This window comes from Arthrobacter ginsengisoli, assembly GCF_031456935.1.
Classification (GTDB): Bacteria; Actinomycetota; Actinomycetes; order Actinomycetales; family Micrococcaceae; genus Arthrobacter; species Arthrobacter ginsengisoli.
This window is the reverse complement of record NZ_JAVDVQ010000004.1, coordinates 209,470-227,961: the sequence shown is the minus strand read 5'-3', so window position 1 is coordinate 227,961 and position 18,492 is coordinate 209,470. Positions and strand designations below refer to the sequence as shown.

15 protein-coding genes are annotated in these 18,492 nt (G+C 66.2%); 5 read left to right on the top strand and 10 right to left on the bottom strand.

Annotated features, from left to right (window positions below; genetic code table 11):
* Positions 1–149: 149 nt before the first annotated feature.
* Together J2X01_RS06915 and J2X01_RS06910 are read right to left on the bottom strand one after the other, a co-directional pair.
* A complete protein-coding gene (locus J2X01_RS06915) occupies positions 150–758 on the bottom strand; it encodes a TetR/AcrR family transcriptional regulator (protein ID WP_374724943.1) in 609 nt (202 codons plus the stop codon).
* A 192-nt stretch (positions 759–950) separates the two neighbouring features.
* On the bottom strand, positions 951–2,267 hold the full coding sequence (locus J2X01_RS06910) for an MFS transporter (RefSeq protein ID WP_310052210.1): 1,317 nt from the start codon (positions 2,265–2,267) through the stop codon (positions 951–953).
* A gap of 103 nt (positions 2,268–2,370) precedes the next feature.
* Here J2X01_RS06910 and rraA point away from each other — a divergent pair, with 103 nt between their 5' ends.
* Entirely contained in the window at positions 2,371–2,847 is a 477-nt protein-coding gene (rraA, locus tag J2X01_RS06905; RefSeq protein ID WP_310052208.1) for a ribonuclease E activity regulator RraA, read from the top strand.
* A 111-nt stretch (positions 2,848–2,958) separates the two neighbouring features.
* On the opposite strand, the gene J2X01_RS06900 is transcribed toward rraA, so the two are convergent.
* From J2X01_RS06900 to J2X01_RS06890, 3 genes are read right to left on the bottom strand one after another with little or no spacing between them, the layout of a single operon-like run.
* Positions 2,959–4,107 (bottom strand): mannitol-1-phosphate 5-dehydrogenase, encoded by a 1,149-nt coding sequence (locus tag J2X01_RS06900; RefSeq protein ID WP_310052206.1) that lies wholly within the window; start codon positions 4,105–4,107, stop codon positions 2,959–2,961.
* The gene (locus tag J2X01_RS06895) at positions 4,107–6,092 is read right to left on the bottom strand and encodes a PTS mannitol transporter subunit IICBA (RefSeq protein ID WP_310052204.1); all 1,986 of its coding nucleotides are present in this window, start codon (positions 6,090–6,092) and stop codon (positions 4,107–4,109) included. Before J2X01_RS06895 ends, J2X01_RS06900 begins: the two co-directional genes overlap by 1 nt.
* A 60-nt stretch (positions 6,093–6,152) precedes the next feature.
* On the bottom strand, positions 6,153–6,872 hold the full coding sequence (locus tag J2X01_RS06890; RefSeq protein ID WP_310052202.1) for a TetR/AcrR family transcriptional regulator: 720 nt from the start codon (positions 6,870–6,872) through the stop codon (positions 6,153–6,155).
* Between the two features lie 185 nt (positions 6,873–7,057).
* Between J2X01_RS06890 and ptsP the strand changes: the two genes are divergently transcribed.
* The 3 genes from ptsP (at position 7,058) to J2X01_RS06875 (ending at position 9,588) form a co-directional block, all read left to right on the top strand.
* Positions 7,058–8,743, top strand: coding sequence for a phosphoenolpyruvate--protein phosphotransferase (gene ptsP / locus J2X01_RS06885; protein WP_310052199.1), 1,686 nt, complete (start codon positions 7,058–7,060; stop codon positions 8,741–8,743).
* Between the two features lie 57 nt (positions 8,744–8,800).
* A complete protein-coding gene (locus tag J2X01_RS06880) occupies positions 8,801–9,223 on the top strand; it encodes a helix-turn-helix domain-containing protein (RefSeq protein ID WP_310052196.1) in 423 nt (140 codons plus the stop codon).
* 74 nt (positions 9,224–9,297) lie between these two features.
* Entirely contained in the window at positions 9,298–9,588 is a 291-nt protein-coding gene (locus J2X01_RS06875) for a hypothetical protein (RefSeq protein WP_310052193.1), read from the top strand.
* 28 nt (positions 9,589–9,616) lie between these two features.
* Here J2X01_RS06875 and J2X01_RS06870 read toward each other — a convergent pair whose 3' ends face one another.
* Complete coding sequence (locus tag J2X01_RS06870) at positions 9,617–10,837, bottom strand: PucR family transcriptional regulator (protein ID WP_310052190.1); 1,221 nt, start codon at positions 10,835–10,837, stop codon at positions 9,617–9,619.
* Between the two features lie 255 nt (positions 10,838–11,092).
* Here J2X01_RS06870 and ald point away from each other — a divergent pair, with 255 nt between their 5' ends.
* The gene (ald, locus tag J2X01_RS06865; protein WP_310052187.1) at positions 11,093–12,211 is read left to right on the top strand and encodes an alanine dehydrogenase; all 1,119 of its coding nucleotides are present in this window, start codon (positions 11,093–11,095) and stop codon (positions 12,209–12,211) included.
* Between the two features lie 105 nt (positions 12,212–12,316).
* Here the strand turns inward: ald and J2X01_RS06860 are convergent, their stop codons facing one another.
* The 4 genes from J2X01_RS06860 to J2X01_RS06845 form a co-directional block, all read right to left on the bottom strand.
* Positions 12,317–13,372: a Gfo/Idh/MocA family protein gene (locus J2X01_RS06860; protein ID WP_310052184.1), complete on the bottom strand. Its 1,056-nt coding sequence runs from the start codon at positions 13,370–13,372 to the stop codon at positions 12,317–12,319.
* Positions 13,373–13,489: 117 nt separating this feature from the next.
* Complete coding sequence (locus J2X01_RS06855; RefSeq protein ID WP_310052182.1) at positions 13,490–15,199, bottom strand: ABC transporter family substrate-binding protein; 1,710 nt, start codon at positions 15,197–15,199, stop codon at positions 13,490–13,492.
* Positions 15,200–15,251: 52 nt separating this feature from the next.
* Positions 15,252–17,483, bottom strand: coding sequence for a dipeptide ABC transporter ATP-binding protein (locus tag J2X01_RS06850; RefSeq protein ID WP_374724942.1), 2,232 nt, complete (start codon positions 17,481–17,483; stop codon positions 15,252–15,254).
* Positions 17,480–18,490: an ABC transporter permease gene (locus tag J2X01_RS06845; RefSeq protein ID WP_310052179.1), complete on the bottom strand. Its 1,011-nt coding sequence runs from the start codon at positions 18,488–18,490 to the stop codon at positions 17,480–17,482. The genes J2X01_RS06850 and J2X01_RS06845 overlap by 4 nt, the downstream gene beginning before the upstream one ends.
* Positions 18,491–18,492 lie beyond the last annotated feature (2 nt).

Below are 18,492 nucleotides of genomic sequence, written 5' to 3'. Positions count from 1 at the left end.
TCTGCAATAGTAAACAAAGCTGGCTGGCCGCGATGTGGCGAACGACACATTCAATGCGAAGGTGAAACGTTTATCCAGCTGTTTTGGTGAGCCGAGTCACGAAAAAGGCCCGTTACCGGCCAGTAAAAAATGAGATTGGTCTAGACCAGTTACGCCGTCTGACGGCCGGATGTCAGCAGGAAGCAGGCTTTTTTGAGGTCTTCCTCGGCCTCGAAGAGGGAAAGTCGGCGGCAGCGGACGGACTGGACCAGTCCAGTGACTGTCAGCAGCAGCACGCGGGAAGTGGCGGCGTCGGCGCTCACGGCGGTGACGGCCTTTTCGGCCGTGGAATCGATGTCGCGGAGCAGCCTGGTGGTGTCCGTGTCCTTGGTGTAGACAGCCCTGTTCAGGCACTGCTCCACGGCAGGCTGCATGAGGCGCATGTGAAAGATTTCCATCACGACTCCGACGAGGGCGTTGGCAGTGACGTCACCCCTGGCGTTTGCCGCAGCGGCCCGCCCGGAGCGCCCCGCACCGACCTTGGGCGCGGCCGGGGAGGTGGCTGCATGCAGCTCCGCGAGCTGCTTGCGGTAGAGGGCAAGCATCAGCTGGGTGGGGGATGGAAAGTAACGGTACAGGGTGCCCAGCGGAACGTCAGCCCGGGCGGCGACTTCGGAGAGGACCACGGAGTCAAGGCCCTTGCGGGCGAACCCGGCGGCGACGTCGAGGATCCGGGTGTAGCGGAGCCGTTGCCGGGGCAGGGTGGGGGGAGGGGCCATCGGTGGAAGTTCTGAGTGAAATTCAGGCATCAGCAGCGTTCCGGGGTCGGTTTTCTCGGCAGCCCGGAGGGATCCCCCACAGCGCCGCCGCGGCAATTCCCGTCCACTATACGCCACGCTCCCGGGCCGCAGGCTCGTCGGGGGCCGTGCTGGAGATGCCCGGCACGCGGACCTGCCGCGGCGGGTCCGGGGCTAATCGACGCTCTTGATCTTGACCACGAATACAGCACCCAGCAGCCCAATCACGGCGGCCGCCACGTACAGCGAAACGTAGCCTCCCCACATCGTCACGAAGGGGAACGCGATGAGCGGCGCGAGCACCTGGGGGAGGGAATTGGCGATGTTGAGGACGCCCAGGTCCTTTCCGCGGCTCAGTGCCGTCGGGAGCACCTGGGTGAGCAGGGCGAAGTCCACCGCAAGGTAGCAGCCAAAGCCGATCCCCAGCACCGATGCCCCAAGAAGTGCCCCGGGCCAGTTCGGCGCGAAGGCCAGGATCAACGAGGCCACCGCGATGATGACCGAGGAGATGATCACGAGCGGCTTCCGCTTCCCCATCCGGTCGCTCAGCCGGCCGCCGACCACACTGGTGATGATCACCATCACCGCATAGAGCCCAGTCAGGACCAGCACGCCAAGCTCCGGCGCAATGCCCTGCGTCTGCTCCAAATGGACCGCGTCCTTGAGGAAGAAAAGCAGGTAAAGGGTGACCATGTGGTTGCCGACATTCACCAGGAGCCGGGTAAGCCAGGCCCAGGCGAAGTCCGGGTACAGCGCCGGGGAAATCCAGAAACCCCGCACGAAGCCGGCCAGGCTGAACCTCGGACGCGCCTCCTTGGGGAGCGGGACGTCGTCGTTCTTGAAAAAATACAGCACAACGCCGGCGAGCAGCGCCACGGCGCAGACTACGTAGCCGGCGGCGAAGTTCCCGGTCACCGCCGCGGCGATCACCGCGCCGATGAGGATTCCAACGGTCTGTCCCATGGCGGCAAGGCCGCCCACCGTGCCGCGTTGGACCACCGGCACGCGGTCCGGGACGGCTGCGGTAACGGCGGCATAGGCCCCGTTGCAGCCCGCCTGGACGAGGCACCAGAGCAGCGTCATGATCGCAACGTTGGGCGCCCCGGCGAGCGCGATCAGGGCGGCGGCACCGAGGATGGCCCCGAACAGGACCCAGGGCACGCGGCGGCCCAGACGGGAAGTGGTGCGGTCGCTGAACGCACCGAACAAGGGATTGGCCACCAGCGAGACCGCGGCTCCGGCTCCGGTCACGAGGGCGAGGATGGCCTCTTTGTCGCCTTCGCTGAACGCTGCCGCCTGCTGGCCTAGGAGCACCTGGAGCGGACCAAAGAACGCCGCGTTGATGCCCACGTTGACGAGGACGACGCCGGCGACCCAGGCGGGGCGGACGGCCCGCTCGGGCTCGGCGAGTGCCACCGCCGTCGGGCTTCCCGCGGTCATACTGCCACGGGTTGGATCCGGAGCTGCTCCGGGTAGATCGGACAGGCTCATGTAATTCGGTTCCCCCCGGAAACTGACAGGCACAGTGAAGATCGGTGTGCTGCCAGACTATCGTGGGGACCACGATCCGCCCCCTATTTCCACAGGAGAACCGATGGCCGCATCCGACGTACACACCGCCGATCTCTATGACGAACGGGGTGAGGAGCTCGACTCCATGGCCCGGCAGTTCCAGTCGCTCGGCGGCCACACCCATTTCAGCGGCCCGATCCGCACCATCCGCTGCTTCGAGGACAATGCCCTGGTCAAGTCCACCCTCGGCGCCCCCGGCGACGGCGCGGTCCTGGTGGTGGACGGCGGCGGCTCGCTGCGAACGGCCCTGATGGGGGACCTGATCGCGGCAAGCGCCGTCGCGAACGGCTGGGCCGGCGTCGTCATCAACGGCGCCATCCGCGACCGGATGGCCATCGCCGGGCTGCCGCTCGGCGTGAAGGCACTGGGCAGCAACCCGCGGAAGAGCGCCAAGGCAGGCGCCGGCGAGTGCGACGTTGAACTGGAGATCGACGGCGTGGTGCTTCGGCCGGGCGCGATGATCTGGTGCGACCCGGACGGGATCCTGGTCGAGCGCTGACCGGCCCCCGGTTGCCCTATCACTCCTGGCTGCCAAAACCCGCGGATAGGCGTCAAAACTGATAGGGCAACGGGGGTACGGCGGTCAGGCTTCGGCGATTTTGGACACGGACTAGACGGATGTCTTGACCTCGTCAACCAGCGCGGAGACGGCCGGAAACAGCGGGTGGTCCGCGGCCAGGCCGGTGATCTTCGCGGTGGCCTCGTCGGCAGTCGAGGAGGCCAGGATCTGGCCCAGCTCGACCGCTTCGGTGTCCGCCGTGTCGTTGAAGCGCAGGGCTGCCGCGATCGCGCCGAGCAGCGCCTCCGGCACGATCCCGCGTTCGGCCAGCTCCGCCGCCGGACCAATGAAGCGTTCGTGCCGGCTGAGCTTGCGCAACGGCGCGCGGCCCACGCGGGTCACGGTGTCCGGCAGGTGCGCGTTGGAGAAGCGGCCGAGGATCTTCTGGACATAGGCTTCCTGCTCGTCACGGTTGAAGCCGTGCTTGGCCACCAGCAGCTCTTTCGTTTCGTCCAGGACGGCGCGCACATCGGCGGCGACGTCCTGGTCGGCCATGGCCTCGGAAATCTTCCCGAGGCCGGCCTCGAAACCGAAGTACGCTGCCGCGGCATGCCCGGTGTTCACGGTGAACAGTTTCCGCTCGATGTACGGCTCCAGGTTGTCCACGAACGTGGCACCCGGGATGACCGGCGCCGCGCCACCGAAGGGCGTCCGGTCGATGACCCACTCGTAGAACGTCTCCACCGTGACGTCCAGGCCCTGCCCGGCCTCCTGATTGGGCACGATCCGGTCCACCGCGGTGTTCGCGAACACCGCTTTGTCCTCCAGCGATCCCGCAGCCCCGTCCCATTGGGCCGACACCTCGGACTTCAGGATGTCGGTTGCGTTGATCGCGTTCTCACACGCCATCACCTGCAGCGGCGCCAGCCCGGGGGCGCGGGCCGCGATCCCCTTGGCGATCGCAGGTGCCACAAACTTCAGGATGTGCGGCCCGACGGCGGTGGTGACGATGTCCGCCGTGGCGATTTCTGCGACGACGGCGGCTTCCTGGGTGCCGGAGTTCAGCGCGCGGAAGTTGTCGACGGTACGGACGGCGGGATTCTCTCCGACTTCGTGGACCTGGTAGCTGTCCGCGGCGGCCAGCTCGGTGATGAGGGCGTCCGCGACGTCGGCGAACACCACCTCATACCCGGCCTCGTGCAGCAGCAGGCCCACGAATCCGCGCCCGATGTTTCCGGCTCCGAAATGAACAGCTTTCACTAGTTGTTGACCTTTCCGAACAGGGCCAGCACTTCGTCAACCGTGGTGGCCGCCTCAAGCTGGGCCACCTGGGCCTTGTTGGTGAAGACCTTGGCGATCGAGGACAGGATGTGCAGGTGTTCGTTGTTGACGCCGGCCACGCCGACCACGAACTTCACTTCCTTGCCGTTCCAATCAATGCCGTTCGGGTAGCGGATCACCGACACCGCGGACTTCATGATGTGGTCCTTCGCGGCGTTGGTGCCGTGCGGGATCGCAAGGAAGCTGCCCATGTAGGTGGAGACGGATTCCTCCCGTTCGTGCATGGCGTCCACGTAACCGGAGTCGACGGCGCCGCGGTCCAGCAGGAGCTGCCCGGCCTCGTCGATCGCGGCGTCCCGCGTGGTGGCGGTGCCGTTGAGGACCACGCTTTCGGCCACCAGGATGCCGGCGGGGCCCGTCTCGGCGTCCGGCTCGGCCGCTGCGGGGGTTTCCGGCCGTTCGACGGCGGTCGCGGCTGCGGCCGGGGCGCCTGCCGGGGCCGCTTCGCCGTCCGTGTTGCTGGCTTTGACCAGTTCGACGATCTCGTCGTAGCGCGGGCTGTTCATGAAGTTGTCCACCGAGACATGCACGGCGCTGGCGGTCGCGGGCTTGGCCCGTTCGGTCAGGTCCTGGTGGGTGATGACGACGTCGTACGTGTCGCTGAGGTTGGCGATGGCGGAGTTCGTGACCTTGACCTCCGGGAACCCGGCGGCCTTGATTTTGTTGCGGAGCACGGAGGCGCCCATCGCGCTGGAACCCATTCCGGCGTCGCACGCAAATACGATGTTCTTGATCGGGGTCGCAAGGACAGCGACGCCGCTGGTACCCACAACCTCACCGATCAGGGCTGCGGAAATCGAGCTCTTCTTGCCCTTCAGGGCTTCCATCCTGTGGGTGGCCTCGTCGAGGTCGTCCTCCGCGGGTGCCTTGCTGGCCTTCAGGATCACCGAACCGATCAGGAAGGACACCGTGGTGGCGAACAGCACGGCAAGGGTCACACCGACATAGCTGTCGCGTGCGGCTGAGGCGTAGACCGCGATGATGCTGCCCGGGGCGGCCGGGGACCGGAGTCCGGCGCCGGTGACCACGAGCGTGAAGATTCCGGTCATGCCGCCGCCGATTGCGGCGAAGATCATCATCGGCTTCATCAGGACGTACGGGAAGTAGATCTCGTGGATCCCGCCGACGAACTGGATCACCGCTGCGCCCGGCGCGGACGCCTTGGCCAGCCCCTTGCCGAAGATGGAGTAGGCGAGCAGGATGCCGAAGCCCGGACCGGGATTGGCTTCGAGCAGGAACAGGATCGACTTGCCCTGTTCGAGCGCCTGCTGCGTGCCGAGCGGGGTGAGGATGCCGTGGTTGACAGCATTGTTGAGGAACAGGACCTTCGCGGGCTCGATGAAGATGCTGGTGAACGGCAGCAGTCCGTTGAGGACCAGGAACTCGACGACGGCGCTGGCGCCGTTGCTGAAGGCCTTCACCACCGGGCCGACGACCAGCATGCCAACGATTGCCATGCCGGCGGCCAGGAGACCGGCCGAGAAGTTGTCGATCAGCATTTCAAAGCCGGGCTTGACCCGGCCTTCCCAGATCTTGTCCGCCTTCATCATCAGCCACGCGGTGAGTGGGCCCAGGATCATGGCGCCGATGAACATTGGGATGTCGGTACCGACGATCACACCCATCGTGGCCACGGCACCCACCACGCCGCCACGCACGCCGTAGACCATCCGGCCGCCGGTGTAGCCGATCAGGAGCGGGAGCAGGTACGTGATCATCGGCCCCACAAGCTTGCCGAGCTCCTCATTGGGGAAGAAGCCCGCCGGGATGAAGAGTGCCGTGATGAAGCCCCAGGCGATGAAGGCGCCGATGTTGGGCATGATCATTCCTGAAAGGAACGTCCCGAATTTCTGGACGTGTACCCGCACGCTGGTACGTGGTTTCGCAACTGTCTCTGTTGCCATGTGAATTCCTAACCGTCGTTCCCGCTGCTTTGCAGGATGTGGTCCGATAATTTCGCCGAGCTAGCTGGTGGAGATCCGGTGGAGCCACTCGAGGAAGAGCTTGAGTTCTGAGCTGGAGAGCTGGTCCGAGTGGGACGCCTGGAGTGCTGCGTTCAATGCGATGGCCGCCACAACCACTGAGGATTTTCCGCTGTCATCAGAGCCGTTGTTCCGGGCCTGCTCGGTGGAAACCGCAAAGATCATGGCGTCGCGGGTCATGGCGGAGAGCTCGAGGTTCCGCTCCGGCACCTTCTCCGCGATCAGCATGAGGGTCACGCCCACGTTGGCCGCCAGGATGGACCTGGCCGCCTCTTTGGGCGGGACGTTGAGCTGGCCGGAGACTGCCGCCTTGTTGAGCATCTCCTCCATGAGGGCCTCGGCATCGGCGACGATCGCCGGACGGCTCTCAGGGCGGATATTGCCAAACATGACGAGGTACAGTTCCGGCTGTTTCAGCCCGAACTGGACGTGGTTGTCCCACATCCTGCGGATGTCCTCCAGCGGCTGGCCAGAGGGCGCGAAGTCACGTTCGCCCGCGACATATTCATCAAAACCTGCTGCGACGACGGCGTCGAACAGCCCTTCCTTGTCACCAAAGTGGTGGTAGAGGGTCGGTGCCGTAACACCGGCCAGCTGTGTGATCTGGCGGGTCGAGACTGCGGATCCGCCCGAGTTGGCCAGCAGCTCTGCGGCTGCGCGCAGCAGCCGGGCCTTGGGTGGTAGCTGGCCATCGATACTCATAACCGCTACCCTAGCACCTATAGCAACGCTATATGAACTGCATCACATACAATTTTTGCAGGTGCCGTGCCCCGCACGTTGACGTAGCCGTCAGCCGCAGGCACAAATGATCCCCAGGGTCAGCGGCGGCACTTGGTTTACCGGCTTAGTGGCCACTGGCCTACGACAGAGAATGAGGACCTTCAGTGCAGAACTTCCCAGGAGTAGGCGTTAGCCCCGGCCGTATCATCGGCACCATCCGGCAGATGCCCAAACCGATCAGCGAACCGCCCGCCGGAGAGCAGCTTCCCGCCGGCGTCACGGCGGAAGACGCGACGGCGGCACTGAAGGCCGCGGCGAAATCCGTCCACGACGAACTCAAGACCCGCTCCGAGACCGTCACCGGCGACGGCAAGGCCGTCCTTGAGGCCACGGCCCTCATGGCCACCGACACGATGCTGCTCAAATCCGCCGCCAAACTGATCGGCCGCGGCACGTCCGGCCAGCGGGCGATCTGGGAAGCCGGCGCCTCTGTCTCGGAAATGCTGCACAACCTGGGCGGCTACATGGCCGAGCGCGCCACGGACGTCCTGGATGTCCGGTCCCGGATTGTGGCGGAACTGCGTGGAGTTCCCGCGCCGGGAATTCCCGTGTCCTCCACCCCGTTCATCCTCATCGCCGAGGACCTGGCCCCGGCCGACACCGCCACCCTGGATCCGGAAAAGGTCCTGGCCCTGGTCACCGCCGGCGGCGGACCGCAGTCCCACACCGCGATCATCGCCCGCTCGCTCGGCCTGCCGGCAGTGGTCGCCGCCGTCGGGGTCGACGAACTCGCCGACGGTACAGAGGTGTACGTGGACGGCGCAGCCGGCCTCATCACCGCGAACCCGGATGAGTCCCAGCGGACGGCAGCAGCCCACTGGGCCGCCACCGCCTCACTACTGGCTGATTTTGACGGCACCGGCGTGACGGCGGACGGCCACCTGGTGCCGCTGCTCGCCAACGTGGGCGGGGCCAAGGACGCCGTGGCCGCGGCGAAGCTCAATGCGCAGGGTGTCGGGCTGTTCCGGACCGAGTTCTGCTTCCTTGAGCGGGACACCGAGCCCACCGTCGACGAACAGGCCGCCGCCTACAAGGGGGTCTTCGACGCCTTCCCGGGCAAGAAAGTGGTGCTCCGGACGCTCGACGCCGGCGCGGACAAGCCGCTGCCGTTCCTCACCGACGCCACGGAACCCAACCCTGCCCTCGGCGTCCGCGGCTACCGCACTGACTTCACCACGCCGGGGGTCCTGGAACGCCAGCTGCAGGCCATCGCCCGCGCCGAACAGGAATCCGAGGCGGACGTCTGGGTGATGGCGCCGATGATTTCCACCGCGGAGGAGGCCGCCCGCTTCGCCACCCTGTGCGCCACGGCAGGGATCAAGACCCCCGGCGTCATGGTAGAGGTCCCCTCGGCTGCCCTGACGGCAGAGGCCATCCTCCGCGAAGTCGGTTTCGCAAGCCTGGGCACAAACGACCTCACCCAGTACGCCATGGCCGCCGACCGCCAGCTCGGTCCACTGGCCGCCCTGAACACCCCATGGCAGCCGGCCGTACTGCGGCTCGTGGGCCTCACCGTGGAAGGTTCGGCCGCGGAGGGCCACCACAAACCCGTGGGCGTCTGCGGCGAGGCTGCCGCGGACCCGGCACTCGCCGTCGTACTGACCGGGCTCGGCGTCACAACCCTGTCCATGACAGCCCGGTCGCTGGCCGCCGTTGCCGCCGTCCTGAAAACCGTCACCCTGTCCGAGGCGCAGGAACTGGCCCAGCTCGCCCTCTCTGCGCCCAGCGCCACCGATGCCCGTGCCTGGGTCCGGGCGAAACTGCCCGTCCTCGATGAGCTCGGGCTGTAGTGCCGCAACGAGATAACGGAAGTGTGAGGCTCAACCGCGAGCGCTAGGATGCACTCCATGACACTGATTGCTCCGCGGGTGACAGCCGCCCTTCCGGCTGAGGACGCGCAGAAACTCGGGTACGCCCTCCACGGCAGCGACGACATCACGGTCTTTGTCGACGGTACCGTCCACCGGCTGCCGGCGCAGGCCCGGGACGCCGTCGTCGATCTGCTGGCGCGCTTCAGCCGGGGCGAGGCGGTGACCGTCAGCAGCGTCGAGGAAATGCTGACCACCTCCCGGGCCGCCGAACTGGCCGGCATTTCGCACACCTACCTGCGGAACATGACGGACCGCGGCGAAATCCCAGTGGAATACCGGGGCACGCACCGGCGGATCCGGCTCGCCGACATCATGGCCTGGCTTGAGAAGCAGAAGAAGAACAGTACCGCTGAGGCTGCTCCGGACCACGCGGATGACGGTGCCGCCGATGGTTCGTGACGGCGTGATAAGGATCAAACAACGATCCCGGCCCTGCGCGGAAACCCCGAGAAGGCCGGGGTTACGCTTGGATTGTGGGTAAGTTCAGAGGGTGGCACATCTTGGCCGGCATCGCCGCCATGGTGCTCACCGGCATCCTCGGAACCGCGATGGGGCTGAACAACACCGCCGCCTTTATGTCCAGCTGTGTTGCCTTCGTGGCTGTTTCCATGTGGACGGACAGCCGGATTTCGCGCCGCCGGCTGGAAAAAGCGCGGAGGCAAGTGCACGAGGCCACCTTCGCCGCGGACGCGGCCGAGGACCGCTCCGAGCCGGGCCTGCCGGTGGAAGCCGAGCGGCCCGACCGCGAGGGCCGCAGCACCTAACGCCGCGCGGCGGCTCAGATCGGGGCGTCTAGATCCGCGGGCGAGCTGCCCAGCGCCGCGCCTTCAGCACCGCGTGGAGTTCCAGCCGCACCATCCCCTTGAGTGGGTCGACGCCGAGCAGCTGGCGGATCCGGGCCAGGCGGTTGTAAATGCTGCTCCGGTGCAGGTGCAGTTTGTCCGCCACTTCCTGGACCGAGCCGTCGTTATCGTAGAAAAGCTCCAGCACCGGCAGCAGCTCGTGGTTCCGGTCGTGGTCCGCCAGGATGCGGAAGTAGACCGAACCCGCGTCCGCCCATGCCCCCGCTCCGCCGCCGGCCGAGGCCAGCAGCTGGTAGATCCCGGTGGCGCGGCAGTCCACGAGCTCACCCAGCTGGGGATCCACCGCCGCCGCCTGCGCGGCCTGCCTGGACTGGCGGTACGCTTCCGCGAGTTCCCGCGGTCTCGCGAATCCCTCGGAAGTTCCGAGGATGATCCGGCGGACCGGCCGCCCGGATCGTTTGGCCAGCTCCAGCTGGTAGTGGACCAGCACCTGGGCGTGGTCCGCCCGGCCTGTCGATTCCTTGAACAGAACGACGGCGTGGGTCTCCGTGCCGGCGCTGAACAGGGCTGCGTCCACCCCGATGGTCGCCTGCAGGGCCGCCGAGCGGTGGATCAGCGTGGACGCGATCGGGTCCGAGCCTTCCGCCCACCCGTCGGCATCCAGTACGGCCACGAGCAGCCACGGTCCGCGCCCCTGGACTTCCTTCCAGCCCGCAACGGCAGCAGCGGCATTGGACTCACCCCGGCAGGCTGCCAGGAATTCCTGTTCACGGCGGCGGCGGAACTCGGATTCGGCCGTATTGGAGTCCAGCAACAGTGCAGAGAGCTGCTCCAGCTCGCTGGCCACCGCGGGCAGCTGGGCGAGAACCGACGTCGCGTTCGGCTCGTCGGCGTCCAGCTGGACCCAGAGGTAGCCCACCCGGAAGCCCCGCACCAGCAGGGGCACGCAGACCCGGCCCAGCATCCCGAGCTCCTCATTGGCGGGTACGACGACGGGGCGGACCGCCGTCGCGATCCCGTGCGAGAGCTGCCACGCGCTGACGTCCACCGCGACGCGCTTGCTGAGCAGGAAATTCACCCGGACCCGGTCCGCGTGCGACTGGTTGGAGCTGTAGGCGAGCAGCAGTCCGTCGAGATCCTCAAGGGAGAGGCCGCGGCCCAGTTTCAGCGCTACGTGCTCCACCAGCTGTTCAACATCCTGCTGCTGCATCCTGCCAGACTACTGCCGATTTCTCCGCCGTTGGGAATGCGGCGAACACGAGGGCCAACGGACAGCAGGCGACACCTGACGCTTGTCGCTTCGACAAATGTCCAGCTCACTATTTGGAAAAGCGCGGAATCCCGCGGAAGCCGTGCGTTTCCCCGCGGGCGATCCTGTCGCCTGCCTCACAGCGGGATTTATTCTGGAATTACGACATCCCACACACCCAGGCCCATAAGGCCGCCAGCACTGGAGCCCAAAAGAATGATCATCGGTGTCCCCAAAGAGATCAAGAACAACGAATTCCGCGTCGCCATCACGGCCGCCGGCGTGCACGAGTTCCGCACCCACGGCCACTCGGTCCTGGTGGAGCGCGGCGCAGGGCTGGGTTCGGGCATCACGGACGAGGAGTACGCCATCGCCGGCGCCGAGATAGTCGCCGAAGCAGATGACGTCTGGGGCCGCGCGGACATGGTCATGAAGGTCAAGGAGCCGGTCAAGGCCGAATACCACCGCTTCCGCAAGGGCCTGATCCTCTTCACCTACCTGCACCTCGCGGCGGAGCCGGAGCTGACCCAGGAGCTCATCAACACCGGCGTCACCGCCATCGCCTATGAGACCGTCCAGGAAGGCCGGACCCTGCCGCTGCTGGCCCCGATGTCCGAGGTCGCCGGCCGTCTCTCCGTCCAGGTCGGCGCCACTTCGCTGATGGCTCCGGCCGGCGGCAAGGGTGTGCTGCTCGGCGGTGTGCCGGGCGTCCGCCCGGCCAAGGTTGTTGTCCTCGGCGCCGGCGTCGCCGGCACGAATGCCGCCGCCATGGCCCTCGGACTCGGCGCCGATGTCACCATCCTGGACATCAACATCAACCGCCTGCGCGAACTTGACGCCCAGTACCAGGGTCGGCTGAAGACCGTCGCCTCCAACGCGTACGAGATCGAGAAGTCTGTGGTCGACGCCGACCTGGTGATCGGCTCGGTGCTGATCCCGGGCGCGAAGGCCCCGAAACTGGTCACCAACGAGCTGGTCTCCCGGATGAAGCCCGGCTCCGTGCTGGTGGACATCGCCGTGGACCAGGGGGGCTGCTTCGAGGACACGCACCCCACCACGCACCAGGAACCGACGTACAAGGTCCACAACACGATCTTCTACTGCGTTGCCAACATGCCGGGCGCCGTGCCGAACACCTCCACCTACGCGCTGACCAACGTCACCCTGCGCTACGCCGTCGCACTGGCGAACCTGGGCGTCAAGGCCGCGTTCGAACGCGATGCCGCGCTGGCCGCCGGCCTCAACATCGCCGGTGGCAAGGTCGCGCACCGCTCGGTCTCCGAGGCGCACAACCTGCCCCTCGTCGCCGACTGGCACGAGCTGGTCTCCGCGTAAGTTCCACCGCATCGGCTGCTCCGTCACCGCCCTTTTGGACCCTCAAAACGGCGGCTACGGAGCAGCCGATTGTTGTTTAAGCCCGGCTCAGGCCAGGGACCCGGGTCAGGCCAAAGACCGGGCCTGCTCGATCAGCCTGAGCACGTCCACCGGGCCTGCGGGATCCACCGGGACCGGAAGCGCCGAGGCTGCACCGCCGTCGTGGATCTTCGCCGCCAGGACCCGGTAGAACTCCGGGTACGTGCCGCGTTCGGTGGGCAGCCGGTCCAGGTGCCCGTCCCGGCCGAGCAGCCCGGCCCAGTCCCGGTCTTCGACGCCGTAGTCCGGGTCCAGCGGACTGCCGCCGGCCACGATGAAGGGCTCCTGCGGGTCAACGCCCTGTTTGGTGAACCCGCCCGCGCTGCCCAGCAGCCGGAAGCGGGGTCCCTGCTGGGCGCAGAGCATGTTCATCCACAGATGGCTCGTCACGCCGGATTGGTGCGCCAGGGCGAGGAACACGTCGTCGTCGGCCTTCTCCCCCGGCCGCCGCGCATCCAGTTCCGCGTGGGTGACCGTGGCGGGACCGAACAGCTGCACGGCCTGGTCCAGCAGGTGCGTGCCGAGATCGAACAGCACCCCGCCGCCGTCGTCCGCCGTCGCGGCCGCCTTCCAGGCCTTCGCGACCACCGGGGACCAGCGTTCGAAGCGGGACTCGAACCGCGTGACGGTGCCGAGGATGCCGCTGCCCAGCAGGCTGCGGACGGTGAGGTAGTCGCCGTCCCAGCGCCGGTTCTGAAAGACCGTAAGCACGCGGCCCAGCTCCGCCGCGAGCCGGATCAGCTCCTCGCCTTCGGCGCTGCGCACCGTGAACGGCTTGTCGACGACGACGTCCAGGCCGGCCTCCAGTGCGGCCTTCGCGAGCGGGTAGTGCGTGGCCGGCGGGGTTCCGAGGACCAGCAGGTCCAGCTCGCCCGCGAGCTCAAGGATGTCCGCCGGGGTGTCCACAATGCGTGCACCGGGGTGCCGGGCGGATGCTGCCGCCCGCCGCTCGGCGTCGGAGGTGGAAATGGCCAGGAGGGAAAATGCGGGGTCGGCCGCGAGCAGCGGGGCATGGAAGACGCTACCCGAGAGGCCAAAACCGGCTACGGCCGTGCGAATGGGCCGATTGGAGTCTGTTGTCATGGCTCCACGCTACCCCCGCACGCCCGGTCAGTCGCGGGATTAAACACCGCCGGCCGGCACTCCCCGAGGTTTCAGGGAGTGCCGGCCACCGCCGCCGGAGCAGCCGCCTAATTGGGACTACTTCTTTTCCCAACCGATGGTGGTCCAGTCCGGAACCTGGGACAGGCTCTTGAACAGGGACGGGCCGTAGTTGGCCAGACCGGTGCGCACGAAGGAGATCTGCGGCCCGTTCATCACAACTCCCATCGAGAAGTACTTCTCCATGTGCTTCTTTTCAACTGCCATGGCCGCCTTGTTGCGCTCGTCGTTGTCGGCGATGGTGGAGAGCTTCTTGATCTCGGCGTCCAGTTCGGCATCGCCCAGTTCGTTTTCGTTCGTCTTGGAGTCGTAAAACTGCTTGACCGCGTCGGTCGCGTCGGCGCCCACGGTATAGCCGGAGACGCTCATGAAGAAGTCGCGGCTGCCGAGGACCTTGCCGAAGTCGGCAGAGGCGCGCTGGTCGATGCCGACATCCATGCCGCCGGCCTTCAGCTGGTTCTGCAGGGTCTGCGCGAACGCCAGGGTGGTGGGATCGTCACCGAAGTTGCTGATCTTGAAGGCTGCGGGGACACCGTCCTTTTCCATGATGCCTGCGGCGTTGGCCGTGTAGCCGGCGTCGGTCAGGACCTTCTTGGCCGCCTCGGCGCCGGTTTCCTTAACCGGGTAGTTGTCCTGGTAGTACTTGGAGAACGGCAGCAGCATCATCGATCCGGAGCTGGTTTCTTCCCAGTTCAGTCCGTTGAAGCGGACTTTTCGCAGTGCTTCGCGGTCGACGGCGGTGAAGATGGCCTTGCGGATGGCGACGTCGGTCATCGGCGCCTTCTGCGCGTTGAGGTTCAGGCCGCCGGCGAAGAGCCGCTGGCCGCGGCGGATCTCGGAATCCTTGCTGCCGTCGAGCTGCTTGTAAGGGGTGATGGTGTTGGCGGAGACGCCGTCGATTTCACCGTTTTTGAAGGCGGCGATGGCTGCGCTGCTCTCAAGCTGGCGGAAGACCACCTTTTCCAGGACCGGCTTGGTGCCCCACCACTTGTCGTTCTGGGCGAGGGTGACGGTCTTGGCTGCGCTGTCGTACTGGTCCAGCTTGAACGGCCCGGCCATCCATTCAGGGTGCAGGTCGCCGGTGAAGCCTTCGTTGAAGATCTCCGGGGTGTTCACAGCCGGGTGGATCAGGCCGGTGAACAGTGCATCCAGCGGGTAGATCGGCTGGGTGGTGGTGACAACAACTTCCTTGTCGCTGGAACCGGCCTTGACGGATTCAACAAACTCGTACGCGCCGGAGCTGACGATGTCAATGTCCTTGTTCTCACCCTTGAGCATGTTCCAGGTGTTTTCGAAGGCCTTGACGTCGATCGGCGTGCCGTCGTTGTAGCTGGCTTTTTCGTTCACCTTGATGGTGATGGTCTGCTTGCCGTCCATGACCTCGCTCTTGACGTCTTCGCAGAAATCCTTGTTCGGCGTGGCGGTGCCGTCGAAGTCGAAATTCCAGCAGCCCCAGGTGCCGGCCTGGTCGATCGGTCGGTGCAGGGCTGTGTTGTCTGCGCTGTTGCCGTTGTTGGAGAAACCGTTGAAGTCCGGGCCGATGTTGCCCAGCGGCAGGGTGACGGTGCCGCCCGGCTGCAGGTCCTTGGCGTCCTTGGCGTTGATGCTGACCAGCTTGGCCAGGTCACTTCCCGCGTCCTGGCCCTTGGCTGCCTCGGGACCCTGTGCGGCGCCGCCACCGCCACAAGCCGTGAGCGCAAGCGCTGCAACGACGGCGGTAACGCCGCCGATCTTGGTCAGATTCTTCATGTGTTCCCCTTCATTCTTTTTCGTGCGAGTGGTGCTGCGTGTAGCGCGTGGGTCAGTTGCTTTCGTGGACAACGAGCATGTCCGCGTCCAGTCCGCCGTCCGGGTAGAAACAGGCGAATTGCTGGTCTTTGGGGGTCGGTCCCAGGGCCGGCTCCAGGGCCGGCTCCTGGGTCAGGCATTTCTCCTGCCTTGCCTGCGGCAGGGCCGCGAAGACCGGGCAGCGGGTGGCGAAGTTGCAGCCCTGGGGGGCCTCAAGCGGCGAGGGCAGATCGCCCTGCAGGATGATGCGTTCGCGGGTGCGTTCCAGCACCGGGTCCGGGACCGGAATCGCGGAGAGCAGGGCCCGGGTGTAGGGGTGGCGCGGGTTGTCGAAGACGCTGTCCACGTCTCCGATCTCCACAATCTTGCCCAGGTACATCACGGCCACGCGGTTGGAAATGTGCCGCACAACCGACAGGTCGTGCGCCACCATCAGGTAGCTCAGCCCGAGTTCCGCGCGAAGCTGGTCCAGCAGGTTGATCACGCCGGCCTGGACGGACACGTCCAGGGCGGAGACCGGCTCGTCCAGGACCACGAGTTTGGGGTTCACGGCAAGGGCGCGGGCGATGCCGATGCGCTGGCGCTGACCGCCGGAGAACTGGTTGGGGAAGCGGTTGACGTGATCCGGCTGGAGACCCACGAGCTCCATCAACTCCATGATCCGCTTCCGGATCTCGGGTTTGGCCATGCCCGCGTTCTCGAGCGGTTCGGACAGCACCTCAAAGACGGTGAAGCGCGGGTCGAGGGCGCCGGTGGGGTCCTGGAACACCATCTGAAGTTCCTTGCGCATGGCGCTCTTGGTCCTGGCGTCGGAGGCTTCCTTGTTGCTCAGGCCGCCGATGACCACCTCGCCGTCCTGGTCCTGGTGGAACTCCATGATTTCCAGCAGGGTGGTGGTCTTGCCGCAGCCGGACTCGCCGACGATCGAGAAGCACTCGCCCTCACGGATGTCGAAGCTCAGCCCGTCCACCGCCTTGACGGTGCCGATCCGGCGCTTGATCAGGGCACCCTTCATCAGCGGGAAGTGCTTCCTGACGTCCCGAAGCTCCAGCACGGTCCGGCGCTCCGTGCGCGGGATCGCGTCAAAGCGTGACACCGGTACGGCCGGGGCCCGGAAGACCTCGCGGACGTCCACTTCGAGGCCGAGGGAGTCGGTCTTGATGCAGGCGGCCTGGTGCGTCGGGCTGCCGTTCGCATTGCCCCCGGTGACCGGCCACAGCTCCGGCTCGCCCTGAAGGCAGGCGTCGCTGGCCAGCGGGCAACGCGGCGCGAAGGAACAACCGGTGGTGGCTTGAATGAGGTTGGGCGGGATGCCCTCGATCGGCACCAGCGAGGACTTCTCGGCAACGTCAACGCGCGGCACGGCGCCGAGCAGGCCCATGGTGTAGGGCATCCGCGGGTTGTAGTAAATGTCGTCGACGCCGCCGGTCTCCACCGGCTTGCCGGCGTACATCACCATGATGTCGTCCGCCATGCCGGCAACGACACCCAGGTCGTGGGTGATCATCACGACGGCGGCGCCGGTTTCCTCCTGCGCGGTGTGCAGCACCTCGAGGACCTGCGCCTGGATGGTGACGTCGAGCGCCGTCGTCGGCTCGTCGGCGATCAGTACACGCGGGTTGTTAGCGATGGCGATGGCGATCATGACGCGCTGGCGCATGCCGCCGGAAAATTCGTGCGGGAAGGCCTTGAGCCGGTCTTTTGGGCTGGGGATGCCCACCATGCCGAGAAGTTCGACGGCGCGCGCCTCCTTGGCCCGCCTGCTCATGGTGGGGTTGTGGACCGTAAGCGCCTCGATGATCTGGTTGCCGACCGTATAGACCGGCGTGAGGGACGACAGCGGATCCTGGAAGACCATGGCGATGTCGTTGCCTCGGTACCGGCACATGGCCTTGTCGCTGAGTCCCAGCAGTTCCGTGCCCTGCAGCCGGACCGAACCGTTGACCTCCGCCGTCGGGGGCAACAGGCCCATGATGGCCATGGACGTAACGGACTTCCCGGAGCCCGATTCGCCCACGATGCCCAGCGTTTTGCCGGCGCGGAGGTCGAAGTCGATGCCGCGGACGGCGTGTAAAACGCCGTTCTCCGTGTTGAAGCGGACGTTGAGGTCGCGGACGGAGAGCACTGCCTCCGACGGCGTGTGCAGCCCGGCTACGTGCAGGCGCTCGGCAGTGGAGGTTGCGAGGGCGGAGGGGGAAAGGGAAACGTCGGCGGGTCCGATTCCGGCGGTCATTTCGTGGCTCATGGGGTCTTCTTCCCTGCGGGCTCGTGTGTTTTGCCCGGCTCACTCTTCTCGGGTCCGCCCCTCTTGGCGCGGCCGACGGAGCTGGAGCTGGGATCGAACGCATCACGCAGGCCATCGTTCATCATGGCCAGCGAACCGGTCAGCAGGAACATGACCGTCAGCGGGACCCAGAACATCCACGGGAACGTGGAAACCTGGGAGGTGGCCTGGCCGATCAGCACCCCCAGGCTGACGTCCGGGACCTTGATGCCGATCCCGATGAAGGAGAACGCAACCTCGGCCAGGATCGCGCCGGTGATGCCGCGGGTGATGTCCAGGACCAGCAGTGAGCCGATGTTCGGGACAAGATGCCGCCACACGATGCGCCGCGGCGGAATCCCCATGTACTGGGCAGCCTTGACGAAATCGCGTGTCATCAGCGACATCGAGAGTGAGCGGATGAGACGGGCGGTGCCCATCCAGCTGAAGACCAGCAGCACGATGATCAGCAGGAGCCAGCTGGGCAGGGACTGCTGCAGTCCGTTGCCGCCGCCGCTCGTGGCCACGGCGACGACCAGCAGGGCCGGCATCATGATCAGGGCCTCGAGGATGAAGAGCATGACCGTGTCCACTTTCCCGCCAAAGTAGGCCATCGTGCAGCCGTACACGGCGGCGATCAGCACCGAGATGAGGCCGACGACAAGGCCGATCAGGATCGAGATCCGGGTGCCCTCCACGGTCAGGGCGTAGAGGTCGATGCCGGCCTGGGAGGTGCCCAGCAGGTGCTCGGACGATGGCGGCATGCCGATATTGAACGGGTCGATCGTCTCCTTGTCCCAGCTGGTGAAAAGACCACCCAGAAAGGAGAACATGGTCAGGGCCAGGAAGACGGCTAGGCCGACGACGGCGGTCCGGTTGCGCAGGAAGCGGCGGATGATGATCGAGGACTTCGCGATGACGACGTCGTTGATCTCGATGTTTGCCCCGCCGGTGACGGCGGCGGGGTCGATGGTGTTGAGGTTGGTCATGG